The organism is Paraburkholderia steynii, from assembly GCF_900100565.1.
In the GTDB taxonomy this organism is placed as follows: Bacteria; Pseudomonadota; Gammaproteobacteria; order Burkholderiales; family Burkholderiaceae; genus Paraburkholderia; species Paraburkholderia terrae.
Genome location: NZ_FNDI01000022.1, coordinates 58,912 through 85,885, shown reverse-complemented (window position 1 = coordinate 85,885; position 26,974 = coordinate 58,912). Strand labels below are relative to the sequence as shown.

12 protein-coding genes and 1 pseudogene are annotated in these 26,974 nt (G+C 59.0%); 2 read left to right on the top strand and 11 right to left on the bottom strand.

The window, feature by feature from the left end:
* Positions 1–18 precede the first annotated feature (18 nt).
* A complete protein-coding gene (locus BLT65_RS47665) occupies positions 19–543 on the bottom strand; it encodes a hypothetical protein (protein WP_208545834.1) in 525 nt (174 codons plus the stop codon).
* Here BLT65_RS47665 and BLT65_RS47370 point away from each other — a divergent pair.
* Positions 542–772, top strand: a complete 231-nt coding sequence (locus BLT65_RS47370; RefSeq protein WP_167306589.1) for a hypothetical protein — start codon at positions 542–544, stop codon at positions 770–772. The genes BLT65_RS47665 and BLT65_RS47370 overlap by 2 nt on opposite strands.
* A gap of 1,069 nt (positions 773–1,841) precedes the next feature.
* Here the strand turns inward: BLT65_RS47370 and BLT65_RS31850 are convergent.
* From BLT65_RS31850 to BLT65_RS31805, 10 genes are all read right to left on the bottom strand, one after another.
* Entirely contained in the window at positions 1,842–2,852 is a 1,011-nt protein-coding gene (locus BLT65_RS31850; RefSeq protein ID WP_091785490.1) for a restriction endonuclease, read from the bottom strand.
* A 152-nt stretch (positions 2,853–3,004) separates the two neighbouring features.
* Positions 3,005–3,712, bottom strand: a complete 708-nt coding sequence (locus BLT65_RS31845) for a hypothetical protein (RefSeq protein WP_091785714.1) — start codon at positions 3,710–3,712, stop codon at positions 3,005–3,007.
* Between the two features lie 138 nt (positions 3,713–3,850).
* Entirely contained in the window at positions 3,851–4,978 is a 1,128-nt protein-coding gene (locus BLT65_RS31840; protein ID WP_208545833.1) for a ComEC/Rec2 family competence protein, read from the bottom strand.
* 748 nt (positions 4,979–5,726) lie between these two features.
* On the bottom strand, positions 5,727–7,673 hold the full coding sequence (locus BLT65_RS31835) for a hypothetical protein (RefSeq protein WP_091785487.1): 1,947 nt from the start codon (positions 7,671–7,673) through the stop codon (positions 5,727–5,729).
* 19 nt (positions 7,674–7,692) lie between these two features.
* Positions 7,693–11,268, bottom strand: a complete 3,576-nt coding sequence (locus tag BLT65_RS31830) for an SIR2 family NAD-dependent protein deacylase (RefSeq protein ID WP_091785484.1) — start codon at positions 11,266–11,268, stop codon at positions 7,693–7,695.
* Between the two features lie 305 nt (positions 11,269–11,573).
* On the bottom strand, positions 11,574–12,125 hold the full coding sequence (locus BLT65_RS31825; RefSeq protein WP_091785708.1) for a hypothetical protein: 552 nt from the start codon (positions 12,123–12,125) through the stop codon (positions 11,574–11,576).
* A 67-nt stretch (positions 12,126–12,192) separates the two neighbouring features.
* A complete protein-coding gene (locus tag BLT65_RS31820) occupies positions 12,193–13,953 on the bottom strand; it encodes a ShlB/FhaC/HecB family hemolysin secretion/activation protein (protein WP_091785481.1) in 1,761 nt (586 codons plus the stop codon).
* Positions 13,954–14,001: 48 nt separating this feature from the next.
* Positions 14,002–14,652, bottom strand: a complete 651-nt coding sequence (locus tag BLT65_RS31815; protein ID WP_091785478.1) for a hypothetical protein — start codon at positions 14,650–14,652, stop codon at positions 14,002–14,004.
* The gene (locus tag BLT65_RS31810; protein WP_143036605.1) at positions 14,649–14,924 is read right to left on the bottom strand and encodes a hypothetical protein; all 276 of its coding nucleotides are present in this window, start codon (positions 14,922–14,924) and stop codon (positions 14,649–14,651) included. Before BLT65_RS31810 ends, BLT65_RS31815 begins: the two co-directional genes overlap by 4 nt.
* Before the next feature lie 38 nt (positions 14,925–14,962).
* On the bottom strand, positions 14,963–25,987 hold the full coding sequence (locus BLT65_RS31805; protein ID WP_091785471.1) for a two-partner secretion domain-containing protein: 11,025 nt from the start codon (positions 25,985–25,987) through the stop codon (positions 14,963–14,965).
* Positions 25,988–26,361: 374 nt separating this feature from the next.
* Here BLT65_RS31805 and BLT65_RS31800 point away from each other — a divergent pair.
* A pseudogene (locus tag BLT65_RS31800) lies at positions 26,362–26,930 on the top strand (recombinase family protein).
* Positions 26,931–26,974: the final 44 nt, after the last annotated feature.

The following is a 26,974-nucleotide window of genomic DNA, read 5'->3' as shown; positions in this document are numbered from 1 at the left end:
TTCCCCGCGCCCATTCTTCTAAACTTTTACACGTTGGACGACATCACCAACACTCAGCGCGCTGTTGCAGCTCACGAGCAAGCGCCTGTCAGAATTGATATTCCTGGATGCGCCGCGCAACGCGATACGGGCAGCCCAATCAACAACTCTATGAGCCGGGTTTGCACCGCCCGGGTACGTCAGCGCCAAACAGACCCAAACTTGCGGGCTTCCTAGGCGCGCGAATGTCAGTTCGGCCTCCTGCGGCGTCCAGCCACGGACACCGTGCGTCTGCATATCGATTTGGTGCATCTGCATGCCCCACTTTCTGCAGTAGTCGTCCGCCCGTTTCAAGCTTGATGCTTTCACCTCACCCCACGGGGTCATCCCGCCACGCACCTGCGTTGTCAAAGTGTAGTGCCCGTCGCCAGCCGGCGTCACTTCAGAGACTGATGTGCACCCTGTCAATAGAGCTACAACGGAAAGGCCAGCAAGGCGTTTCATCTTTTCTGGAGAGGTATTACGGACGGGCGAAAGCGGCCCGCAGTTGAGCCAGGTTTCCATGGCCGATGAAGTCTTCGAGCAAGCCAAGGTAGATGCGGTTGTACAACTGGTCCTGACCGGGAGCCGGCAAATCAAAGTGAGCGCGGACGAGATCCTCTGCAACGTGGTGCGCAGCGCTTGCAATCCGTCGAGCGATCTCTTTGTACATGTCTGCGCTAACGGCTCCGCAGGACAAAACTTGAGGAGTGGATTGGACTGTTTTTCAACGCCCGATCTTTCAACTTTTTAACGGGAATCAGCGTGCAAAAAAGAAAAGGCCCGCAAGTCAGCGGGCCGAATCCATATCACGGAGAGATGGAGGAGACGGGTATTAGTATAAACCCTCGGATAACGAATGCAAGAGCGCGTCTTGGCAAACATGAGATGCTCGCCCTCACCCATCGGCCCGTGACTCTCTTGAAGGAGCGCGGGCAGCGTCGGTATGAGGGAAAGCGATTCTTGTTCGGCCGGCTTGATGAAGCCGCCAAGTGCAGGGCGCAGTCCGTCAGCGCCTTGCTACATTACCCACTTTCGAGCCGCTCGCGATGGTACTAACGCAGTTCCGTTACGCACCATCGTCGCGACGAATCGGACGCGATGCCGACTGTGATCGTCAAGGGCCGCTAGTCCCTTTCCAAGTTTCAGAAGTTCACGATGCCAGCGGCTCCCGAAGTTTAATAGCATCGATGCTCGCTTCGAAAATTGCGAACTGTATCAGTGTGGGAACGTGTCGGAACATCGACTGTCCCAACGGCGATTTCAAACGACGCGCGGGGGCCGCCAGTCCGCACCGGCCCATATTGATAGCCGTATCTACGCCGATGCGCATTTTTCTGCCAGGTTTTCTGCTTCCGACTCTGGCGAAGTGAAAGAACGGCCGTCCGCAAAGATTGCTCTCGAATCAAACGTGCGTGCGACGTCGTGCGGGGACCGATGACGATCATCGTCTTCGCCCTCATGGCTATGGCATTGCTCGGGATCGGCCAGGATGGGTTCTGAACGAGCTCCACTCTCGCACGCAGCATGCAGCCCGATACCGATTGCGCGAAGGACAACGCGCGATGCGTCATCATGAAAACGTCAGCCAGTAACGAGGCTGAAATCTCCGCTCGATCGGCCACGCAAACATGCTAGCTGAACGGCTGGAACCGGCCCGATCGTGGTCCGAATGAGGAACGCGCTATATCGCCCCGACGCAAAGGCGTGAGCGCGCACCGTCAACGACCGCATTGAGGTAAGACTGTGAATCGCGCGAGACGGACACGTTGGACCTGATCGCACGCGCTGACGCAGCATATCTGAAACGATGCGGCTACTCGCTAACGGACGATTCCAGTCCCAGGTGTCCGCAGCTTCTTAAGCCAGTTCTTAACGCCATCTCGCTCGACGGCATTAATCGCATAGCCACGCGCCGAAATAGTCGTCTTCGCTCCTGGACTCAGTTCCGACGTAGTGACGATGACGCCGTAAGTCGCCTTCTCAAACTCAACATCGGCGTGCAGTCCCTTGACGGTGACTTTGTCGATTTTTTCCTGAATGCGCTTACATTGAGCAATGCATAGCGGGCTTTCAGCTGGGTCAGCGTCGGGATGCCAGATACGGACATCCACACCATCATCGTTACTGCCCGGACCTAGGTCAACCTTGTACCCTTCGCGCTCATAGAACTCTGCAGTTAGCTGCTCGAATTTTCGCCAGTGCATGTCGCCAAGTCGATCAGTATTGTTGGACAGGTAGTCAATGTATCGCTGATCAATAAACCGTCCCTTCTCTGGATCCTTGTTGGTTCCATCGAACAACCCTTTCAACTCGAGTGCATCGTCCCACTTATGAAATAGCGCCGCATGGGGGTCCAAATCTATGCCCTTTTGAACAATAGCGTATGTCTCTAGCGCGAACTTCGCACCCGGAGTGCCAAACTCCTGCTCAATCGCTGTGATGACCGCCCTAGGATCAGCAGGTATCGACTCACCACGAGAATACCCTTCTCTCATTAGGTGCGACATTACTGCACTCACGCTCATATAGAAGTCGAGCTTCTGAGGATCCTCTTTGTACTGCCGAAATTGTTGGGCCATCTCAATTGATGGGCCCAGGTACTCGTCTTCGATATAGCCGATGCGGTACATGAAGCGATAGAACAGATCTTCATACACTTCGGACCGCAGCCTCACTCCATCGACCTCGGCAGCGAGGACAATATCTGCGTATTTAGTTCCCGAAAGATGGTCGCAAATCTCCTCGATAGACATTGCAAGGCCAGCCTTACCGCCTGCCAGCTCGGTAAGATGGTCCGGAAGGATCTTTGGTCCGAGAATGATGCTGCCCATACACTCCCCTTGTTTATTGTGATCACGAGAGAAACCGCTCCGCCCTGCGATAAGGTCAGGCTCAGATTCGGCAGACAGACACGCATGGTCGTCGACGCGCAATAGCTGAAAACCACAACCCAGCCTATAGCGGCCTCCCAAACCTCAGGACGTCAGGCATCGTCCTTCGGACGCTTTGCTGAAGGCCGCTTCGAAGCGGTCACCTTCTTCGTGGCGTGTATGCAGAGAACGTTTTGTACGAAGCGAACGCCACTATTACGCGCGGCAACGGCTGTAATCAGATACTGCAATCCGAAGACCGCGGCAGACCAAGCCGCGGTTGAGGGCTTATTACCAAAGAGGAAGAGCACAGAAGGAGCGACAGGAACAAGCAATATCGACATGGCTGCAATGTCTCGAAACATCAGATACTTCTGATGAGTCTCTACCACCGTGATGTCGTTCTCGACCAGCTTGTACAGTCGATACCACATCGAGTTCTGGTCACGCTCGCTCTCGGGAAACTCCCCTACATTTTTCTTTAGCGCTGTCAAGTCAATCCGTACATCGCTCGGCGCGTGAACCGAGAATGCTCGTGAGCCCGGCATCGGATTGTTGACGCGCCAAAACACCAGGATAGCCTTGGCCTTGTGCGACAGGAGGTACGAAAGAAACAGAATCGGAACTGGCAGGAAGACAGACAAACTTATACGCAACGCTATCGATTTGTCAGCGGTAAAGTCATCGATCGGTCTATGGAACGCGATGATCAACAGCACGATGACGTCGACGATTCCTACGGCTATTAACCACACCATATTTCGAGTTTTCAGCGACTTTCCAGACGTTGCTGCCTGTGCCACTGCCTGTAGTGCGTCCATGATTTCCCACGTTATCTTTTCGAAAATGCCATCGACGCTATGGCTTGGCTTCAGCACAAAAAACCGCACGAGCAACGCCGATGCTCGGCAACCCATGCTGCAACATGGCGCCGAGCTTTCCCTATTCGTACAGAAAAGCTACGCCTCAACCTCACTGAAGAAGGGCAGTTGCACGGCAGGCCCCCAATTCATACGGTACGGTTGATTAAAGCCGTGTCGAATTGACTTGCCTTTAGTAGCAAAAACCTGGAAACCGCGACGCTTGAACGCGTTCGTAACCTTTCTCTTCGGATGAGTGGGTGCCTTTTCAGACGCCGACACAAAGGCAGTCTTTGCTGCATTCGTCGTCTCCCCGGACGACGGCGGTCCGACGAGCAGATTAAGTGTTTCCGTAGATACGTTGTGACGGCCACCGTGGTGGGGAATCTGTACAAACGTGACTTGACTCGGCAGATCGATTCCGATGGAACGCGCATAGTCCGCGCTGGCACGAAGGGTATCTAGGCCGGCGTCGCCAGTTAGCAGGTACCCCCCGTGATTCTCGATTTTTGCAAAGAGGACCGCGCTGCTTTCGTTTTCCGCCGACGTTGTAACAGTCTCCGGCAAACTCTCGCCAGTCCAGAGTTCTGCGACGAAAGCCTGGGCGGCCTCCTTCACCCAGCCGAACAGTGCCGAATCAAAGATACTTTCCGATTTCTTCAGTTCCGGAGACTTCTCGAACGCAGGCACAAGTTCATGGACGTACCGGTCACTGGTGGGAGACAAGACGCGGAAGATACCAATCGCCGAACCCGCGAAGGGCTCGTAAACTTTTATGCCCTTCTTTTCCGCCAGCTTTTCCAACTCGTACGCGGCGGCCATTTTCTCCTGCAACCGTCTAGTGAGACTTTCACTGGTAATGCGACCGTCGTGGAAGTAATCGCAAATCTGAGCGCTGTAGTTCCAAGGTTGATGCATCCAAAGCTCACCGACAGTCAGCTCCTCGAGCACCAGCGACAACCCACTGGCGTGGTCGTTGTCCGGATGAGAGTTGACGACGTAGTCAACATAGGTCGTGCCATAGTGGGAACGGACGTGATCGACCAACAAGCGCCCCGATGCCTTGGTGCCCCCATCGTAGACGAGAACTTTGGCCACGCCATTTTGAATCCACCGGACGGCGATTGCGTCGCCGCTGTGTTCGCCCTCCCCGACCGGCAGGAAATCAATCTCCAAACTCGAAATCATTTTCTGGCCCTCTCTCAACTTCTCGGTTTTGAACGTCACGCCTCATGATGGCAAACACTCTGCACACCTAATTAAACATCCTGAATTTATCACCGGACTGGTTGATGCCTCGCGAGGGCTTCACTCCTGCGAACAACGAGTGACGCCCTTCTGTCGATGCCTTCCTGCCCGCAGTGACAGCTTTGCGAGGGTCACGGTTCACAGCAATTTTTACCGGACGATTGGCAAAATCATACCAGAAAAACTTACTAGATATTCCACGATTTTTGGAACGGACACAACATCTTGTGCCACGAAGAGGCGGATAGATTGATTTTAAATAACAATTTTATGCCATTAGCATCGATTGAACTAAGCGGTCATTTCGACTGATTTGATGACCTGACGTGCAAACGTTTGCGTCATGAGGACGCTCGCACATCGGACCAGTCCCCTGGCGCACTCCGTCGGCAGCAACATCATTTCGAAGACGGAGCACGAGCAGTTGGACGAAGAGTGGATTGCTGAAGACGCAAAACTGGAGGCCCTCTCGTTTGATTGATAGGAAATCGCCTGCTGAACGTCTGGTGTCTAGCCAGGCGCCACGGTCGCGCTCCTGCAGTCTCGGTTGGGGCTTAAGCAGGTCAGCGTGTAGCGCGCCCACCCTCCGCCGCTCGTTACGCAGGTCAATTCCCTAAATGCACCCGCAGCAGCGCCTGCTATCCCCGCGGCCCCGTCATACGGTATTGTGTCCCCCGACCACTTCTCATTCCCTTGATTCGTCATCGAATCCATGAACAAGCGCTTACTACCCTGCCAAGCCAGCCATTGAAAATGCCGAACACAGAAGGTCCTCGCGCACACGACCTGAGACAGCGCGCAAACTATCTGATGCGTGATCCAGTTCCGAGCGCGGAAGATCAGGTTCCTTTTCCATGATTATGAGGAGGCATCGAAGCGCTGAATCGAGGTTCAACCGGCGTTCTATGAAAGCATCCTCTGACAAGGTTATAAGCCTCTCGATATCCTGCGCGAGGTCGCGGTCGCCTAGATGCAGCCTCATTCTGATGAACTTCAAGCCGTCGCTATCTGCATGCCTTAAATGTCGAGCCACCAGATGTAGGACATCACACACCGTCTTTTGCGGAATCGGTGCACCTCGGTAACAGTGGAAATACGCCTGGTAGTACCTGACCCAGTCTCGGAGATCAGCTACGGTCGCGACCGCGCCGATATTTCTCCTTGACAGTATGGGAAGAGAGGTCAGATCACACGCGAAGTTTTGCTGCTTCTCTACAAAAAGCGATCGCAGTCGGGTGTTGTGTACGGTTCGCTTCGCTAGCCACTCATGCACCCATTTCGACATGACATTAAGAATCCAGTCATGCGTGAACTCCGCATCCCACATATGTTCAGGGCCTACACGCTCAGAACACTGAGCGATACCATGTGGAGGCTCCCATACCAATATGACGTCGCCCTCCCATGGCAAAGTCACACCGGGTTCGGAAACCGCTCTTAACAGCAGATGGTATCCTTCGGCCAGATCTCCTCGAGGATGTTCGGTATAGACTTTTAGCATCCCGCTGGACGCGTCGAATACATGCCTGTCGGTCGTCCCGTTGGCGAAATCAAAAGCGCGCGCGAACTCCAGGATATGAGCCCATGTCTGCCGGCTTGCCCTCATCACGGAGAAACCCACTTCCGTGTCGCGGAATCTCGGAAATCGCAAGAACCGCCACGTTCTGTCGAGCTGCTGAGACGCCTCGAGAAAACGGGGCCAAGCACGCCGCAGAATCCAATCGAGATGCTCAATCTCCTCGTCCCCGAGCGTCAGTCGGACCCCGCCCGCAGCAAGTACAAACTTGCCCGCGCTAACTGTAGGTTGTCGCGCGTACGGTCGCTCATCTTCGTTGGGAGCACAGTTCCTCCACTGCATCCACCCAACAAATTCTTTGCACGTAACCGAGAACGAAATGCCAGTAAGGTCTTTTCTTGCAAACGAAAGAATGGCACCGCAGTACGGATACCGTTTGCTGGGCAGCGAAATGCTCGCGTGAACGGTTCTGTTCTGAAGCGTTAGCTGGTCATCGAAAAGGTACTCATCCTCGGTCGCAAACTGTGCGGGGAAGTCATCTTGGGAAAGCTCGAACTGGCAAAATCGCCGTGCATAGTCCACACCGAAAAACCGACTGACAACTCCTGGCAAAACACGCAGTCGTTGATCCAGTTCGGCCGCATCCCAAAGTTCAGCGTGAATCTTGTCCTCTTGCTCCAGCGCGACTGCAAATTGATTCCATTGATTAACAACACCTGGCTTCGTTACCCTTGATGCAACACACAAGAGGTAAGTCTCGCAACGTTTCGCCGACGTACTCGCCCGAAAGCCCGCAAGCCAACCGGAAAGAAGCGATGGCGATATTGTCTTGACACGCTTGCACTGCGCCATCACGAAGCTCGTGCTACCCGGCCGCCTTGCCAGGATATCAATCTCATCCTGCTCGTCGCCCTGCTCCCCATACTGAAATGCTTGCAGGATGTGCAGGTCTTCCGATTCTTTCAGCAGGTGTGCACAAAGTTTCTCGAACGCGGACCATGCCATGTCTCCGTATGGCAACGTGTCAATCATCGGATCAAGCAGTGGTATCCGTTCGCTCCTTTCAAACTTCAATAACTCGGAGACGTGAACTTCACGGCTACCTTTCCGGGCAAACCGCTCGGCCGAGATGTCATCAAAATTGTCCGTTTCGGCCATATCCGCCTCCCCAATATCGTCAGTTGCCTGCCAGAGAAGGATTCAGTACGGCAAACCGTACCTCCGGAAGCGGATCTTGCTTCGCTTTATCTATCAACCGGGATAACGCGTCGCTTGGCGAAACAGCCATGAGGTCGCCAGCGACGGTGGCGCAATTGCACCGCACGATGGGCGCGGTTACAGCCTCCTGGCCGGCAGGATCGACGTTGGCATAGTCCGCTTCATCAAAAATATGGGCTATGGATTCACCGAGCACCTCGATGAGACTATCTGGAAGCCCTCCCACGTTGAGCATTTCATGGACGTACCACAACAGAGAGTGTAATCCGACCTCTTTGCCCGCCTCTATGAGATAGACCATCCGCGCCACGAGACGTTCGTGTGGCGCAGGTACCGAGCCCGAAGCGGCAAGCCCACGCCACGTATGCAAAGCATGGGCGGCCCAACCTACTGCACTTGACTCCCGCGCCTGGAGACCCTTGACGATTCTGCTTTCGATTTCTTCAATGACGTCGTCGCCCAAATGACAAAAATACGGAAACGCACCCATAGCTTCCGACACGTAGAGCTCTTGCTGGAATGACAACAGCCGCTCGTATCTGGTGTGATTGCGGCTCTCCTTCGATAGAGCCGGGACAACCGAAAAAGTAAGCACCTCGCCCATTGCAGCGATCAGGCTATCCTGCTCACGCCGCTCTGCATCGTCTGAACCATGGCTGACAACCGGCCTCCAAGAGACAATCCGGTCAAAACATGCAATTGCCTGCTCCGGCGTCGGCAATAGTGGACTGCCCTTTCTATCTGCTACACCCGAGACTGCCAACAGATGGGCACGAGTTAGGAAAGGTTCGGCGTTGACGTCGAACAATGTACGTGCCAGTACCTCGGTCGCCGCATCCTTGTCAGGGGCAGGTAGGACGTGCAATGCGTTCAAGAACAGACCCGTATCTGGCAGGCTTTGGTAATCGCAATCTTCTCCCCAAACTGCAGACGCGAGGCCCTTCAGTTCAGCGGACGTAAGAATGCCGCCCTGGACCAGCGGGAGCAGGCGCAATAGCGTCGCTGTCTGTGCTGGCGAACCTTGTCTCGCATGGACAATAAGCTCCTGGATACGCGCGTCCAGACGCGGACCTGGAATTCTCGCAAACACATCTTCAATCACAGGGTTTGGCCAGCGATAGTCGCGACGAATGTCGTCAAATCCCATTTCATTCGCAAGCGGGAACGAAAGCACGTCGACTAGCAATTCGCCTCGTTGCTCTTCAGGAATACATTTAAGTGGATACTCAAGCAGGTGGCCCATCGCTTCAAACAGGGGAAAGTCCCGGAGCGAGGGATCGTTCGCGAGACTCAACCCGAGCCTGAATGTATCCACAGCTCGCGAGACCGGTAACCGGACTGTGATCCGCGCCAGCACCTCCATCAACACGCGAAGGAGGCGGCTGGCTTGCGATGGGGAGCCGTGAAGGCCAGATATTGTCCTGGACCGCCAGAACCCTATCGCAGCCTCAATTCGAGTCGCAAGATCCTCAACTGTCTCCCTCTCGTACCGAGCCAATGCAATACGTGAAAAGACTTGCTTGACGACCTCGTTCGAGTCGCTTCCTGCTGACCTGATCGCCATTACAAACCGACTCATGGAATTCGAAGACGGCGTCGATGTGATTATCCCCCGCACATCGCGCGCGAGAATGTCCACATCTTTCAGGCGAAGCGGAAGACCAACCGCATCAGCAAGGCACGTCAGCACATAGCTCGTCGGAGCATCCACATCGGCACCGTCGGATGCGTTGTCTTGGTAGTGTCCTGTCGGGAAGAGGGGTTCGACCGAATAGGCGCGCTTTAGAAATCGCTCACGTTGCCCTGCGATTTCGTCGTTGACGTGGTCGAACTGATCGATTGGGTCGCATCTCCACTCTTTGCCAACCGAGCCGTCGACACGCTGGTCACGCCTAGAACGGTCGGAATTCACAAACAGCCACCTCGCCCAAGCCAGTCGCGAACGCACACGGACCGAGTTGGGTGCCTGACGGCTCTGCTCTAGCAATTGCTTATAGGCGTTCGATATCAGCCGGTCGCCTTCTTCATATTGGAGGAGTTCGCACAGTATTGACGCGCGTTTGAGCTTCCACACTGGATCTTCTCCACGTATGGCGTCGACCAGGGACGGGACGGACGCATAGTCCAACCGTTCAAGTGCCAGCACCGCTCGCTGATAGGCGATCTCAGCGCGGGAATCCGGAAAATGAATCGCATGCTCTGAGATAACTGCAGCCCATTTCTCGAACTCAACGGAATCATTGTCGCGTCTCGCCAGCTTCGCCAGAAACAGCGCCATCTCAAGCTGCTGCCGTTTTGAGATTCCACACGGAAGCGCGGGGTCTGCAACAGCGTTGAATTCTTTACGCAGCCACGGAGGCACCGGTTCCCATGCTGTGTCGTGCCTCCATGCAATTTCATAGAGCAACGTCGCGCGAGAAGCCCCATCAAGCGATGCAATGATATCGACGTTTGGAAACGGTGAACTAATCTGGCTTTTCAAAAGCCAGCGAATATCGGGCGGGCACGTCAGCCACCCGGGATATGTCTCTCTGTCTCGTGCGAGCGTCTCGAGGTGGCCTTTGAGAAGCAAGGCGCCAAACGCCGGCTCCTTGTACATACGCACGTTCTCGTCATTCCCCGCATGCTGTCGCTTTAACCGCGTGGGTGTCCATTCGTATTCTTCTTTTGGCTTGTGTCGCTGCAGCGCTTGCAGGAAAAGCTCGGTTGCCCGCTGATGTTTGAGGTTGTGGTCGTCGATCTCCGCCACAGCGTCCCAGAGGTCAATCGCGGCGACGTTGATTGACTCGAGGAATCTCCTTGCAGACGCGGGCAGATTGAATGCTCCGACCAGGTATATTCTGCGAGCAAGATTTCCGAGTCTATCCCGAACCCACCCCGCCCACTGGATGAAATTTGGATCGTCTCCGGAGAATCCAAGAAGGCAAAGTTCGTTCTCGATAAACACCTGCCGTGCAAAATTCACAAACGCAGCGTATTTCTCCGGATACCTGCGATAGTCTTCCTGCGCCACGATATACTGATCCGTCACACCGATGGTGCCGTGAAGCTTGACAATCCGTGGCGACCGCATGCGCGCCAGGTCGGATTCCCGGGAAACGACGCTATATGCCCGTTCATGAAGGGATTCCGACGCTCGCTCAAGCAGCGTGTCCCAGTTCGTTGTCAATACTTCGGACCACGGCAAGCGCAATAGGTCTTCGTGAAGCGAACCGATGTGCAGAGCTCCGTCATGAATTTGTGCTCGAATCAGGTCATGTAAAGCGGCGTCGCCAAAGTAAGACCGATATTGCTCGGCGAGCCGCAACGGATCCGAGAAAGGTAAGTCCGAATCAGACGGATCCAATTGCGCCGCCAGAGACTTTGCGAAATCTCGCCACAGCGGCGGCTTCGTCACCCCATCTGCATGCCTCGACGCGGCACGACTGAACCCCGCGCCAACCATGATTGCAGCTCCATGTTGCCGAGATTCCCGCCGCCACAGTGCCTCTGCAAGTTTTTCGAATGCTGGATAGTCTGAGAGTTTTTCAATCATTCGGAGCGGTCGTGATGAGCTAATATGGGGCAGTCCGGTGTGACAGACGGCGGCTTATCGAGGGATGAGATCTCGTTTCATTGTCCGTCACCTTAACCCCGTCCGGACCGCATTGTAATGATTCGCCGCGACCAAGGCGCGAAGCGATGCATGGTCCCTTGCCGATCCGACGTTGAGGGCACTACCGATCTCTGCGATAGGTCCACTATGGTCCCCCAAAAGTCTCCTGGACGGCTGCAATTGAACACACCTCGCGCTCGGGTCGGTCGGAAATCTCTAGGTGCCTTCGGTTACGGGACGCCCGGCTATTCCACCTTTTGCGGCTCGGTCTGAGCTGTCGGCGCGGAAGCCTCCTTCGGTGGGTCTTCTTCTCGGATCTCGTACGACGGGTCACGCACCCAGCGATAGAGATCCTTTGCGATGAAAACAGTCGTGCGATCGAGGATTGAACAGGTTCCCTTGAACCCGCCCCACACACCACCTACTGACCAGCGATTGATCCTGGCGTGACGGACAACCTTCTCGCCCTCGAGCAAATCCGCGGACACCGTGGTCGCCTTGGGTCCGCTCCACGCGCCGCCGCCAACGCCCATTACGTGCGTGATCTGCAACCGGAGGATCCTCGCATCGCTTGAGCCGGCCTGCGATGCAACGGTGCCATCGCCACCCTTGTTGAGCTTACGAAGCACATCGCCCACATGGCGCGTGAGCATGTCTTCAATATGGCATTCGTTTCTGACCTGCTCGACCACGCTGGCGTCAGGCGCGTAGGTAACGGGGGTTTCCAGCAGCACCGGGGGCGCTGCGACGGCGGCAGTGGCTGACAGGCAAAGGCTGACGAAGAGTAGACGTTTCATGAGATGTTGGTTGAAGTTGATAAGAGAAAACTGGTTTGCCAATGCTGCAGTGGCGGCCGGCAATCCGTCAGAACTGTGCAGTCATCTGAAATCCGAATGTGACGCGTGCCGTATCGAAGGTAGCTGGCTTATAGATGGGCGTCCCGGCGAAGAGATCGTACGAGTACGTGCCGAAACGGCTCGATACACTGCCGCGCAAGCCGACGACAGCACCCGCGAGTTGCGTCCCGGCGAGAAACGCAGCGCTCGCGCCGTACACATGGCCATAGTCGATCCCTGCGTAGACGGACTGCCCCGTCTGTCCAATAGGCATTTGCAGTTCGTTGCGCCAGTAGAAACCACGCTCGCCTGCGAGCAGCGTCTCGCCATCGAATCCGCGCACCGTATAGCGGCTTCCGATCGTCAAGTCGTCGATAAAGAACAGCGTGTCGTTCGTGAATTGCCCATGCAACGTCGTCACATAGCGCAGGTTCTGCTTTGCAATCACAAACGGCACTGACAGGTTGGCGTCCAGCACGGCCATATGAAAGCGGTACGTCGGACCACCCGTCTGCGCCGAGGTATCGGGCGTCGCGCCCAGCCAGCCGATGCCCTGACGATAGACGAGGCTACCGTCGAACTGTGCTGCGCCGTAGTAATGGCGGTTGGTCAGCCCGGCTTCGATGAAGGTGTTGTCGCGCCGCTGCTGTGGAATCTCCGTGTCGTCGATGAAGTTCGCACCGAAGCGCTTCGTGAGCCGGAACTGCAGTCCGGATACATCGTTCTGGCCGCGATGGATCACACGCTGGAGCCTGAAATCAAGATTCTGCGAATTGCCGCTCGACACGAATGTCTGGTTGGCGCCCGCGATCTGCTGGTAATACGTGCTGGTGTTGCCGGAAATCGTCGCCGTCCAGTATCCGTATGGAATCGAATAGAACGCGTTCCAGCCGTGCGAGCCGAGCCGCTTGTCGCCCAACTCGAGGTCCTGGCTCGCGCCGACGTTGAGCATGTCGTTCAGTCCCAGCGGATTGTCGAAACCGACAGAGAGATTGCCTTGCAGCTTGCCTGTTGCGCGCGTGCCGGAGTTGTCGATTGAAGCTATAACGGTCCACGGCTTTGTGCGCTTCACGGTGATCACCACGTCGCTCTCGCCCGGCGCATCGCTGGGTTCGATCTGCATTTCGACGTCCTGGCTTGCCACGCGCTTCATCTGCTCGAGACCCTGTTCAAGATCGCGCAGGTTCAGCAGGTCGCCGCCGCGTGTGGGAAAGGCCGATTTCCATGTGCCGCACGTGGCGGGGTCGGCGAAGCGCAGTTGACGGATCACGCCGGGCACAAGGGTGAGTTTCAGTTCGCCACCTGACAGGTCCTGTTCAGGGACAAGCACGCGTGTGGTGATGTAGCCGCGGCTGAGGATCAGTTGCGACACGCCCTTGACGATGAGTTCAACTCCCTGCCTGCCGATACACGCGCCGCTGTAGTGCGAAAGCCATTCACGTGCGAAGGCGAAGCGGTCCTGCGGTAATGCAGACGCGCCTTGCGCACGGACGGCTTCGGGCAACACCGACGGCACATCGAGTGTGAAGCGGTTGACGCGAAAACATGGCTGTTCGGTGGGCAGGTCTGGGTATGCTCCGGCCGCAGGCGCGGTCGAGCGCACTGCCGGTGCGTTGACCGTGCGCTCGCGCTCGTCCGCCTCGCGCTGTTGTTCGTTGCGCTGATCCTGCTGCACGCCGGTGCGGGCCGCGTTAGCGATGTCGGCTGGCGTCGGCGTTTGCGCCGAAACACCGAAAGCTGTCAGCGTCAGTCCTGCCGACAGTGTTATTGCAACGCGTGAGTACTGCATTGGTCTTTTTCGCTACTGGTTATTATTGATCTGACTGCCTGCCGCTTATTACGGCCCCCGTCTTGTCGCGGTCTCTGCGTCGGATGATGGACATTTAGGTGCGTATTGCGTTTGCACAGGTTCGTCCCGTCCGCTGGCATCGATATGGCGAACCTCAATCGAACAGCCATATGACTTGCGACCTTCATCCTGCAGAGCCAGATACACGTCGTAATCCTGCCCGGCGATCGGCGTGAAGGACATCTCGTGCGGTTTGCAGGACCACGAATATCCGCCGTACTTGCTGCTGCCTGCGTCCCCGGCTGTACTCAGCGATAACGTCATCGGCTGTCCGGCCGGAACCACGTATTCCCGGATCATGTCCTTGAAACGCAGACCCTCAATCCGCATCCATCGTCGAGGGCTCTGTGGCATGCCAATCACAACGCTGCGTGACGAGTATTTGTAGCGTGCCCAGAAGCCGTCATCAACGCTGACCCGTTGCGGGTCGTCCTGCCAACCATTCGAGTAGCACGCACCTACTCTGAACGAAGCGGTTTGCAGATCATTGCCCGACTGGATACGCACACGAGCCGAAACTTGCGGCTTGTAGTCCGGAGCCGCAGTTGTGACGTAATGCGCGGGTGTACAACCGGCCGTGAGGGCGACGATGCCACCTGTCGCTAAAGCAAAGGTGATGAACGACAAATCGCGCGTCATCGCGCTTCCTCAATTTTCAGTAGTTTCCCTGACAGGATGGAATAAATCAGGTTGAAATCTAGGCCCCTATACGGCGAGAAAACGACAGTCACTTCTTCGTCACTCAATCCGTTTACCCACATAAATTGTCCTCTCGCGAGCGATTCTTCAGTCTGATTTCCATGAAAATGGATCTGCCATTCCGAAAGAGACGGCGTTCGCGCCGTCCATCCGCGGCCGGATACCGCATCGAACCAACTAATCGATGTACCATCGTCAGCGATGTTCAACATGTCCATTTCTCACCGAATAGTGTTCTGTTGGTACGAGTTCATTTTGGTAGCGGCTGTGCCGGACCGACTGGTCTCACGTAATCAGTTCGCGTGCCGCCAGCTGGATAATCATAGAACGTTTGATTACCCCCGCCAGGAAACTGATTGGCAGGTGTCTGAGGAGCAATCTGGCCTTCAACCGTAACCATCGGCTTACCCGTAGTTTGTACTGGTTGAACCATCGAAACGTCGGGCTTCATTGCTGGGGTAACCGCCAAGGTATCGCGTACGTACTGTTGATTCGGTACCACATCAGGCGTCGAAAAAGCACCTACCGCGGGCTTTCCGGCTGCGATAGCGGAGGCTTGCCCATTCGTCACAACCATGTTCGCAGGTGCTCCGGTACCTGCCGTACTCACATTGACATTTGTGCCTCGCGTGAATGGCGCCGAATAGCCCTGATCAATGAATTGCTGATTAACGGCATCGGCTGGCACCAACCCAGTTGTCAGATTGTCGTCACGATGGAAATTGTTGCTTGCACGCGCTGCGTTCGAAGTACTCGAAGGGTTTGAAGTTACTTGAACAGAATTGTTTGCAAGTGCAGCACCACCCGCTGCTCCGAGGCTTAGCCCTGTGTATGCCAACGCAGCCGCTTGCGGACTCAAGCCCAAGCTTTGAAGTGCCTGTTGTCCGTAGGTCGGCGTGACGTCGCCGGTCACCATCTGCGTGAATCCGGCCTTCGACCAATCCAGACTCGTGACCGCCACAGTGGCCCCAAGACTGCACGCAACTACCGTTGCGCACCCTGCACCGATCGCGCCAGCAGCCGCTACAGCGCTGCCGACGCCTTGCACAGCGCCGACCGCGCGATTGGACACCTGATTCCTGTCCGCCCAATCAACGATCGTATCGACTTTGCCGTAACCATCGAACGCGCCCGCGTTTTTGAGCAGGTTCTGCTCATTAGTGAGCTTCTGGCCTGCGTCCTGCATCTGCTGCAGAATGACCTTGTTCGGGTCGCTGGCGGGCACCCCATCCGCGCAGTGAACCAGCGCGCATTCCGCTGCGGCAAGCCTGTATTGCTCATCGGGACTTTGGCCCTGCTGCAGTTGCTTGAGCTTCTGCGTCTCCGTCGGATGTAACTGCCGGTTGTACATGTCAGCATTCGACGCAGTAAAAGCGCCCGCGTTGCCTCCAACGGCCGCGCCCGCGGCGCCCGCCACCGCGTTCGAAACGATCTGCCCGAGCATCCGGTCAGCCGTAGCGCTGCCAGTCAGATCGGCATTTGCAATCGAGCTGCTCAGTTCGTTCAGTGCTGGCGCGAGTGCAGCCGAAACGCCAGCGCCGACCGCGCCACCAAGCGCACTGCCAAAGCTGCCACCACCGAGTCCACCAAGCACGGCGCCCGCTACGATGTGCATGGCAACTCGATCCGCGCCCCCTTCCGCCCAGTCTGCTGCGTCTTGCTTGTACTGCGCCGCTGCATCAGTGTCGCCAAGCGCATTCGCCGCCTTCTCGCCGTCAAGCACGGCATTGTGCTTGTAGTCGGCGTACGTACCGACGTCCTTCGCGACCGCTTCCCCTGCCGCAGTGGCCGCGTTCATCACATCAATCTGATTGCCAAGCACCGTGTTCACGTCAGGCAGCTTCGACACCGTACCATTCAGGTTCGACGTGTCGCGGTTCAGGCTCGCGACTTCCTGCTTTTGGTCAGCCGTGCTGGTTATCGTGATAGCACCCTGACTCACGCCACTCTTCGTCGTGGCGCTCGAATGGCCGCTCTCGGACTGACCAATCATCGGCATGACGCCTGACGTGCCCGCGCTGAAGCCGCTTGTCGACGAGCTGTAATCCGAATGATTCTGGATGTCCGAATAAGTCAGCGTGCCCGTGGTTAGTGTGTTCTTCGACGGATCGGCATCACTGGCGATGTACGCGCCCTTCAGGTCCGTATTGCCCTTCACGGTGATATCGAAACCGCCGGAACCCGCCTGAATCCCGGCCTGCTCAGTCACCGTCGCATAGTTGCCGTTCGCGCTGCCGTGCTGGCTGCTAAAGCTTGCGCTGCCACCGCCCTGGCTGATGCTGAATCCGCCGCTCGTGCTCGACTGGTGCGCACTGCTCACCGTGGTGTCCTGCACGCTCGCGATGTTCAGATTGCCGCCAACGTTGGCCGACACGTGGTTGCCGCTCACATCCGAGCCGACGATGTTCGTGTCGCCACCCGAGACGATCGAGAGGTTGTTCCTGGCAGTGACGTGCGTATTGTTCTGCGTCACGACATCCGAATTCGCATCGCCATGCGCCTTGCTCATCGACGCCGACACGCCAAAGCCCTTGGTACCATATGAAACGCCCACGCTCGCACTACTCGACTCGTTCGTGCTGCGCGTCGTATCGGTATTCGTCGTATTGACCAGGTTGACCTGGTTCCTGGCGTTGAGCACGACATTGTTCGCAGTCACGTCGGAACCGGCAATCGTCACGTTGCCATTTCCAGCCTGGCCGCTCTGGTCACCGCCCCCCGTCGCAATGAACGACGCCGTGCCGCCAGCCTTCACCGTCGAGCCGGTCTGCGTCGTCTGATCTTCTGTGAAGGTGTTTTTTGACTGGCTTGTGCCATAGCTCAACTGCACGCTGACGTCCGGGGCGCCGCCGCCGGCAAGCGACCCAACTGCGCTGCCGGCGTTGCCGACGGCGGCAATCGCGTGCAGGGCCTTCGCTCGTCCATCCTGGCTGTTGCTCGCCGCCTGGGTCTGCTGTATCGCACTGTTGATCGCATCGCCGACACTGCCGCCCATCCCGAGCGTGAAGCCGCTCGTCTTCGTCTCCTGCGTATCGTCATGATGACTCGTGCCAGTCGTCGCATCGATCGCGACATTGGCCGCCTTGCCCGTCACATCCTGCGCCGCGATCACATCGCTGCCGGTGATATGCAGGTTGTTGCCCGCCGTCATCGTGACGCTGCCGTTCGTGCTACCCACCAGACTGCTGTTCTGCGTCACCGAGCTGTCGTGCGTGGTCTCCTTCGTATCGTTGCTGCCATACGAGATACCTGCTCCACCCGTGCCGCCCAGACCCGACTTCTGTTCCTCGTGGAAGTGACTGCTCTGGCTCGTGTCCTGTGTCGTCGTGACTGTCAGATCATGCCCGGCCGACAGCGCCATGTCATTCGTCGACGCGACCGTCGAGCCAGCGATCACGAGATCGTGACCCGCAACCGCGCTCACGGTGTCGCCCGCCACGGTCGAGCCGACCGAATTCACCTGATGCGAAGACTTCTGGTCGGTGGTCTGGTCGCTCGACATGAACCCCGAGTGATCGGTATGAGACCAGCTCTGCGCATCGTGTGTCTCAGTGACTGCGCCGATGTTCACATCCCCGGTTGCGACGAGCTTCAGCCCTCCGCCCGTCACCGAACCGTCTGCTGCCGTCGAACCCGTCGTCACGCTGGAACCCAGCACCGAGAGATTTCCGGCGTTCGCACTCCCGGCAGGTGTTACCGTGCTGATGCCATACCTGCCAAGCGCTTCGCTGACCGCAGACGACTGCCCGGCTGCGAGCACTGCTTCCCCTGAAGCATTGATGTCGCTGCCCTGGGCCGCTTCGTCATACGACGAGCTGGTGTGATGCGAGAGACTTCCACCCAGGGACTGTTCGCTGTGCGTGTGCGTATCCTTCGCTGCCGTCACGGTCAGATTGTTGCCAGCGATAATGGACACATCTCCACCGGTTTTGACGGTCGCGTCGGTAATCGTCGTATCGTGGCCCGACACCGTCGTCAGGCTTCCGCCCGCCGTGATCGTGCTACCTGCGTTCTTCGTCACGACGTCGTGACCGCCGTTCAGCCCATCGGCGGTACCGACGTCCTGCGTTGCCTTCAACGCCATCGTGCCAACGTTAATGTCGCGCCCGGCGCCAATCAATGCATTAGTGCCCGCCTGCACATTCGCAGCCATCATCGTCAGGTCACGCCCCGCGAGCACGGCCACGCTGCCCGTTGCGCTGATCGATGCAACGGAGCCCACGCCGGTGCCCGTCACCGTCGAGGTGAGATCGCCGTCGCGCAGCGATCGCGTCACGCCGATGGTCTGCGTCTCGTTCACCACGTCGCGGCCTGCCTGCACGACCACATCGCCACCGCCAATGCGGCCGCCGACATTGCGCACGTCCTCCACGGCAGCGACCGTGGTGGTTCCCGCGCTGCCGATCACGCCGCTATTGACGATGGTGTTGCCGAGTATCTGCGTCGCCACGTCACTGACGATGTGGCCGGTGTTGTTCACATCGCCCGTTGCGTGGAGGCTCACCGTGTTGCCCGCAACGAGCGCGCCCGTATGCTGCAGATCGACCGCGTTCGCCTCAGCCAGATACAGCTTCGGCACGAGCACCGACTGGTGCGTGCCGTCGGGCAGCGTCACGTCCTGCGAGACGAGCCACACCATGTCGGTCGTGAGCTGCTGCATCTGTGCATCGGTCAGACCGATGCCCGGTGTCAGGCCGAACGCCTTCGAATAAGCGACGCCGGCGTTCATCAGTGACTTGTACTCGTCCATGTTGTCCGAGTAGCCGGTGAGGAAGGTGCGGCCCGTGAGCTGCGTCACCTGATCGCGCACGAGCTTTTCTTCGTAGGCGCCGTCGCCCAGCCGCTTCTGGACCTTCGACGGATCGAGATCGAGCGCGTCCAGCATGTAGTCGCTCGAAATGAAGTTGTTGTACTGCGTGAAGCGCGGATCGGTGGCGACCAGATACGGCTGGGCCGGCGCAGGATGCAGCGTGTACAGTCCGTTGCCGGGCAGCGTGAGGTTGGGGATACCGCCCGACGCCGCACCGAGCGTCTGCGGACGGGCCGTCTGGCCAGCCGCCGTGGCGACTGCGGTACGGACGGCGCCCAGCACCGGCTGCACGCCGCCCGCCTGGCCGGGTACACCCGCCACGGAAAGCGTCGCCCCGGACTGAACAGTTTCCGCCTGGCCCGCGGCCCCCTGCGCCGTGCCAAGCTGCGTGCCATTCGCGTTACCACCCATGACGCCCGAACCGGTAACGGTCTGGCCCAGGCGGTTCACGCTCGATACGTTGATCGTCTGCGCGTCCGTCTGCACGCCCTGGTTCGACGTCGCGATGGCAGGCAGCGCGGCAACCGTCGTTGTGCTCTGCGTGACACCATCTTCGACGACCTTCGTGTCGCTACTACCGCCTGTTTTCTGGTGCCAGTAGAACGTCGACTGCTCGTCCTGCGTGACGGTCTGCTCCAGAACGATGCCCGTGTCATTGACGCTGCCGCCAGCGGCCCGGCGTATGAGATTCCCACCGGCGGCCATCGTCGACGACTGGTTGTTGATGCTGCCACCGTCCGCGTTGATGCGGATCGCACCCTGCGCCTGGATCTTTGCGGTCGCGCTCGCGGCGATCAGCTGGTCGGTCGTTGTCGTCGTGGTGGTCGTGCGCTGCGTCTCGCTGTAGTCGTGCGAATCGGAACCCAGGTCAAAGCGCGTCTTCACCTGGTCGGGACGGATGTTTTTGTTCGGGTCGAAATCCGGCCAGAAGGTGATCGTGTAGGTACTACCGTTGTCGGTGATGCTGTTGTACCACTGCGTCGGGTTCGTCGCGATGTTGCGCGTCTGGGGCGCGGGGTGCGGACTGCAGAAGTCGTGGCTGTTGCAGATTGTCTGCATCACGGTATTGTCCGTATAGTTCTCCGTGAGCGGTTGTGTCAGGGAGAACGTCTGGGCGCTGGTATTCAGGTTCGCGACCTGCGACTTCGGCACCGTGACGCTGATGGGTGTCGCGAGCTTGCCGACAATCTCGGCTTTCAGCGGCGCTTCATCCGATGACCAGGCCCATTGCGAGAATGTCCCACTGAGATGGCTACCCAACTGTTCGCCGATCGGAATACCCGCCGTCCAGAGTGTCAGCGTCTGGGTGCCCGCATCCTGTGGCGTACCCGCCTGTGTAACGAGCGTGGTGCGAACGTTATTGACGTTATGCGCGGCGATGTCGAGCGTGCCGTCGGCCTCGATGTCGGCCGAACTGTTCGTCAGCACGTTCGTCTGGTCGGCCAGGAACCCGCTGCCGTCACGCGTGCCATCTCGCGCGATCTCCAGATTGCCCGCGCTATAGATCAGCGCGCCGTCCGTATTCGACACGGAGTTCGCTCCGTAGATTTTGAGGTCCTGCGCCGCGGCAATGACGGCCGCTGCCCCGGTGTTCTGCACGTCGTTCGCATTGACCTGCACGACGTTGCCGATCACCGCGCCTGTATTGGCCAGCAACGCGCTGTTCGTATGCACCGTATCGCCTTCGATACGCCCTGCGTTGTTCAGTACACCGGACGCATTCACCGTCGTCGACGCCGAATTGATGTCGGCGCCTGCTGCGTTGACAACGTTCGCGCCGCTCACCGTCAGCGCGCCTGACGCGCCGAGCGTCCCTGTATTGGTCAGCGTGCCGCTCGCGTTCAGCGCCATGTCGCCGTCTGCATGCAGACGGTTGGCCGCGGTGTTCGTGTAGTCGCCGGCGACGTTCAGCGTCAGGTTGCCGCCCGCCGTCATCTCGCCGTTACCAGACATCGCGCCGCTCGCCCCGATGTCCTGATTCGCGCGCACGACGCCGCCCTGATTCGAGAACAGCGCGACCTTCATCGACATGCTGCGGCCACCGAGCAGCGTGCCGCCATCGTTCCTCAGCGTGGCGCCCGTCTGGTTGAGGGTCAGCGCCGTGCCGCCGTAGATGCGGCCACCCGCGTTGTTCAGACTGCGCGTGACGTTCGCGTTCAGCGCGCCGCCGGAGACGAGTTGCGCGCCTGATGTGTTCGTGAGATCGCTCGCGTTGACGGTCACATCGCCGTTACCGCCGAGCGTGCCGCCCGCGTTGTTCACACTGCCCGCCGACGAGACGGTTGTCGCACCATCGCCGGCGTTGGTCAGATGACCGCTGCTGTTATCGACGGTTGCCGCCGACACGTTCACCGTGCCATGTGCGCCGTTGGCCGATAGCGTGCCCTGCGCGTTGGTGAGCGCTCCGTCAGCCTGCACAGACAGATCGCCCGCGGTCTGCGCCGAACCGCTGGTGTTGTCGAACTGCCCGTGTGTGGTGACCGAGAGCGCGCTCTGCCCGTACAGCGCGCCGCCGCGATTGTTCGCGCCCGATGCCGCGTTGAGCATCAGCGTCTGTTGCGCGGCCAGCGAGCCGGTATTGGTCAGGCTGTCGACCGTCGCGGCGAGCGTCCCGTTGGTCCCGACCTTGCCGCTTACGTTGGACATCGCGCCCGTCGTCGTGATACCCAACGTTCCGGTACCGGCGTGCTGCACGGTGCCGCGATCGTTGACGAGTGCCGCATCCGTTATCGTCAGGTTCTGCGCATTGCTTGCGATCGTGCCCGCCGTATTGTCGAGCGTGCCCGTCACCTGGATACGCTGGTCAGCCGTGCCGTACTGCGTCAGCGAGCCACCCGCGTTGACGAGATCGCCTCCCGAAGTCAGCGAGAGTGCGGTGCCGTCGATACTGCCCGCGCTGTTGTCGATCGAGCCTGCGTTGACCGTACCTGTGCCGCCCGCGCTTAACGTGCCGCTGCGATTGCTGAACGCACCCGTTGCCGTGACCGTTGCGTCGCCGCCTGCCAGCAGGGCTCCGCCGCTGCTGTTCACGGTCTGCGCGGTTACGTCGGTGTTGCGCTTCGCAGATACCGTTCCTGCGTTCGTGAGGCTCGCGGCAGCGAGCGACACGTCACCATTACCGCCGATGAAACCCTGACTGCCGTTCGTCAGCCCCGCCAGCGAGGTCACGCGGGTTGTCCCGTCACCCGCGTTGGCCACACGGCCGCCGGTGTTGTCGACATTGGCGCCAGCTACCGTCAGCGCACCGTGCGCGCCCGCCGCTTCGATCCGGCCACCGGCATTCGCGATGTTGCCGCTCGCGTCGACATCCAGCGAATTGCCCGCATGCAACGTTCCTCCGGTGTTATCCAGTGCGCCGGACACGTCGATCGTCGCGTCTCCCTGCGCCGAAATCCTCCCGCCGCGACTCGCAAGCGTCGCCGCAGCCAGCGACAGCGCGCCATTGGTCGCCACGCTGCCGCTCGTATTGCTCGCAGCGCCCTGGCTCGCGATTGTCAACGTGCCGCTGCCCGCGTGCGCGATCTGGCCGGCATCGTTCACGAGTGAACCCGCGTTGACACCAAGATTGGCACCATTGCTCGCGATCGTGCCGCCGGTGTTGTCCAGCTTGCCCGTCACCTGGATCTGCTGGTCGCTCGTGCCGTACTGTGCAAGCGAGCCGCCGACGTTCAGCAGATCGCCGCCGGACGTGAGCGCGAGTGCGGTGCTTTCGATCTTGCCACCGCTGTTGTCGACGGAACCCGCATTGAGCGTCGTGGTACCGCCCGCGCTTAGCGTGCCGCTACGATTCGTGAGCGCGCCGGATGCGGTGAAACTGGCATCGCCGTTGGCGAGAACCGATCCCGCGTCGTTGCTGATCTGTTGCGCGCCGAGTTGCGCATTGCCTTTTGCGGAAACCTTGCCTGCGTTGGTCAGCGTCGCCGCAGAGAGCGCCACGTCGCCGTTGCCGCCGATAAAGCCCTGCGCCCCGTTTGTAAGCGCCGTCTGGGCGGACACGCTCGTGGTGCCATCGCCCGCACTCGCCATACGGCCGCCGGTGTTGTCGATGTTCGCCCCGCTCACGGTCAGCGCTGCGTGCGTGCCAGCCGACTCGATGAGGCCACTACCGTTCGAGATGTCGCCGGTGGCGGAAACGCTCATTGCATTGCCTGCGTGCAGCGTGCCGCTGGTGTTGTCCAGCGCGCCCTGAACGTTGACGTTGGCATCGCCCTGTGCAGACACTGTACCGCCATGACCGGCATAACCCCCGGCCGTCAGCGACAGCGCGCCGTTCGTGGCCATGCTGCCGTTTGCGTTGCTGACTTTACCCACGCCTGAAACGGTCAATGTGCCGCTGCCTGCATGCGAGATGGTACCGCTGTCGTTCGTCAACGATCCGGCGTCGAACTTCAGGTTGGCGCCATTGCTGGTAATTGAACCCGATGTGTTGTCGAGCAGACCGCCTGCAACGATCGCCGTATCCGACGTGCCGAACTGGGTGATCGTGCCCGCACGGTTCGACAAACCACCGGTCGCCGCGATGCCAACGTGATTGCCTTCGATCCTGCCGGCGCCGTTGTCCAGCGACCCGGCGGCGAGCAACGTATCCGCCGCCGAGAACGCGCCTTGCGCATTCGACAGCGCGCCGGCTGCGGCAACGTCCAGCGTACCGCCTGCCTGAGTGCTGCCTGCTCCGTTGTCGAACGCCTGCGCACGAATCCGTCCATCGCCCTGCGCGCTGATCTGGCCGTGGTTCGTGAGCGTGCCGGCGCTCAGCTGGACGACACCATTACCGCCGATGACGCCACCCACTGAACCGCCTGCGGTCGTGCCGGCAACGTTCGTGAGTGCATCCGTCGTCGCAATGGTCAGTCCGTCGGCGTTCAGCGACACGACACGTCCGGCGGTGTTATCGAGTGATCCGGCCGTGACCGTCAACGCGCCGCCAGCCTGCACCAGACCCTGTGCGTTATTGAATGCACCGCCCGATTCAAGCGCGACCGCGCCCTGTGATGTCAGCGAGCTGCGACTATTCGCGAGCGCGCCCTGAGCCGTGACGTCAAGCGAACCGCCAGCCGACACCGTTGCACCCGTCAGATCGAGATCGCCCGCGTGCGCGTTCAATGTGACGTTGCCGTTCGCGCCCGTCTGGCTGCCGGTCAGGCTGATGTTGCCCGCCTGCAGTGACGCGTTGCCGGCTGCCGTGTTCCGCCCCGTCGCCGACAGCGTATTGGCCGCGACGATGCTCATGTCGGCAGCAGCACCAACCGAACCATCGGCGTTGATCCCGGCCCCCAGCGTCCCCGTCGACGTCACGTTGCTCGCCGACACGGTGAGACCCTGCTGTGCAGCCAGCGTCCCGCTGTTGGTGAGGTTGCCTGCTGTACTGGCGGACACCGCCTGCTGGCCGTATAGGGTACCGCTGTTATCGATGCCGCCTTGCGCAGCGAGCGAAATGTTGCCGCTCGCGTTGACCGTGCTCTGGAGCACAAGCTTGCCCTGCGTGGTCAGCGTCAGGTCACCGGCCTGCGCGGCCGTCACGCCCCTGAGGGACACGCCCACACCGTTCTCGGTACCCACCAGCCGGATGCGGTTCGCGTACATCCCGCCGAGCTGGCTCACGTCGATCGACACACCCGGCGCCGCGCCGCTGCCGGCAATCGCTGTCGCCGCGAGCGTATCGTGATCGACCTGGTTCGCGCCCGTTACGACATTCAGGCCGTTTGCATAGATCGACGCATTGACCGCGACCGCGCGCGCAATCAGATCGACCTGATCGACGTTGGCTGCATTGAGTCCCGCGCCCTGCACGGTGATCTGCCCGCCGGTAACGTTGAAGCCCGTGAGGTTGCCGTTCGCGCCGATGAGCGGCGTGCCGGTGGTCAGAACGGCTCTGGACGTATTGATAAAACCAGCGCCGTCCACTACCAGTCCCGATGAATTGGCGATTACGACCTCGGCACGACTCCCGGCCACTTCGACATATCCCCTGAGCTGGGATGGCGAATTGCTGTTGACCTGGTTAATGATGATCTTCGCGGCCTGGCCCGGCAGCAGGTTCGCATTGCCATTGACGAACCCCGCCTGTTGCGTCTGCACGATGGTCGGCGAGTTGTTCAGGATGACGCCCGCCTTCGGCACGTCAAACTGTGTATAGCCGTTGATCGACACGCCCGCCCCGGACGGACGCGTGATGTTGACCTGCTGGATGCCGCTCGCGGTCTGGATCACCGTGGGCTGATGCGCGCCGGCATTCGGATCGGCGACAACCTGCGCAAAAGTGACCACCGGCAGGGTGCCCGCGAGCACCCATACCCCGAACGCCGTGTGGCGTAATGGAAAGCGTACAGTGGACGGTCGCGCGGCCGACGCGACACCTGCGGTTTCACCCTGATTCTTCCTGCCCGTCGCCGTGGCGGTTTCCTCGACAGCGACCAGCATTCCCCGGATCCGGCTGAAGACGAGCCGGTAAAGATGCCTGTTCATTGTTATTTGTCTGATAATTTCGAAAGCGTGCGTAATTTATCAGAAACAATTAGTAACAAGTGTCAAATCATGCGGGATCGTGTCAGTTTCACCTGATTAATGCGTAGGAATTTCTTGAAGTTAACTTGGTTACGACGGTTGATATCTGCCTGTTGGGCATACCACGCCGTTTTTTCACTTATGACATTGAGCGCACCCGAAGCGGTACTCAGGCCCTCTCAGGCACGCCCAGCGATCCGCGCCAAGCAACACGGGCACCGGGGAGCTCAATAAGAAAACTACGGGTATCTTCCAAACGCGTGACGCCAGTCCCGACGCGACTCGGCGGCTCATTTGGGTACACCGTAACGGGCGATGCGCCGGGTTCTCCGTACATGGAGGACGGGCAGTCCGCTGCGACCCAGTACGAAGAGGCTAGAAAACACGGCGTTCAGGACAAGGACGTTTTTATTGACGAGGGGGTTAGCGGCTATCACGTGGCCCCGGACGCACGGGAACAGTGGCGCAAAGCCGAACACGATCTGCGTCACGGCGGCACACTCATTGTGCGTTGGCTCGACCGGATCAGCCGCCGCAATGACGAACTTCACGCCACCATGCGCCGGTTGATGGAACTGGAGGTGCGTGTCGAATGCACGCTCAACGGCATGGTGTTCGACGGAAAAGCGAAAGACCCAATCGAGAAAGCGACCCTCGACGCAATTCTCGCGTTCATGGCCGCGCAGGGCAAGCCGACTATCTGAATAGGGCCGAAATGCAGCGTCGCGGCGTAGCGATCGCGAAGACCGAAGGGAAATACAAGGGGCGCGCCCGCTCGCACAACTACGCTGCTATTAAGGCGTGGCGTTCGGAGTATGGCGCAAGCATTCGAGAGACTGCCGAGAAATTCGGTGTTGGTACCGCGACTGTCAAACGCGCATGCGCGGATCACACCGACGCCTAATAGTCGGGGTAAGGGCGCTTACGCGAAGTCATACTCTGGACGAG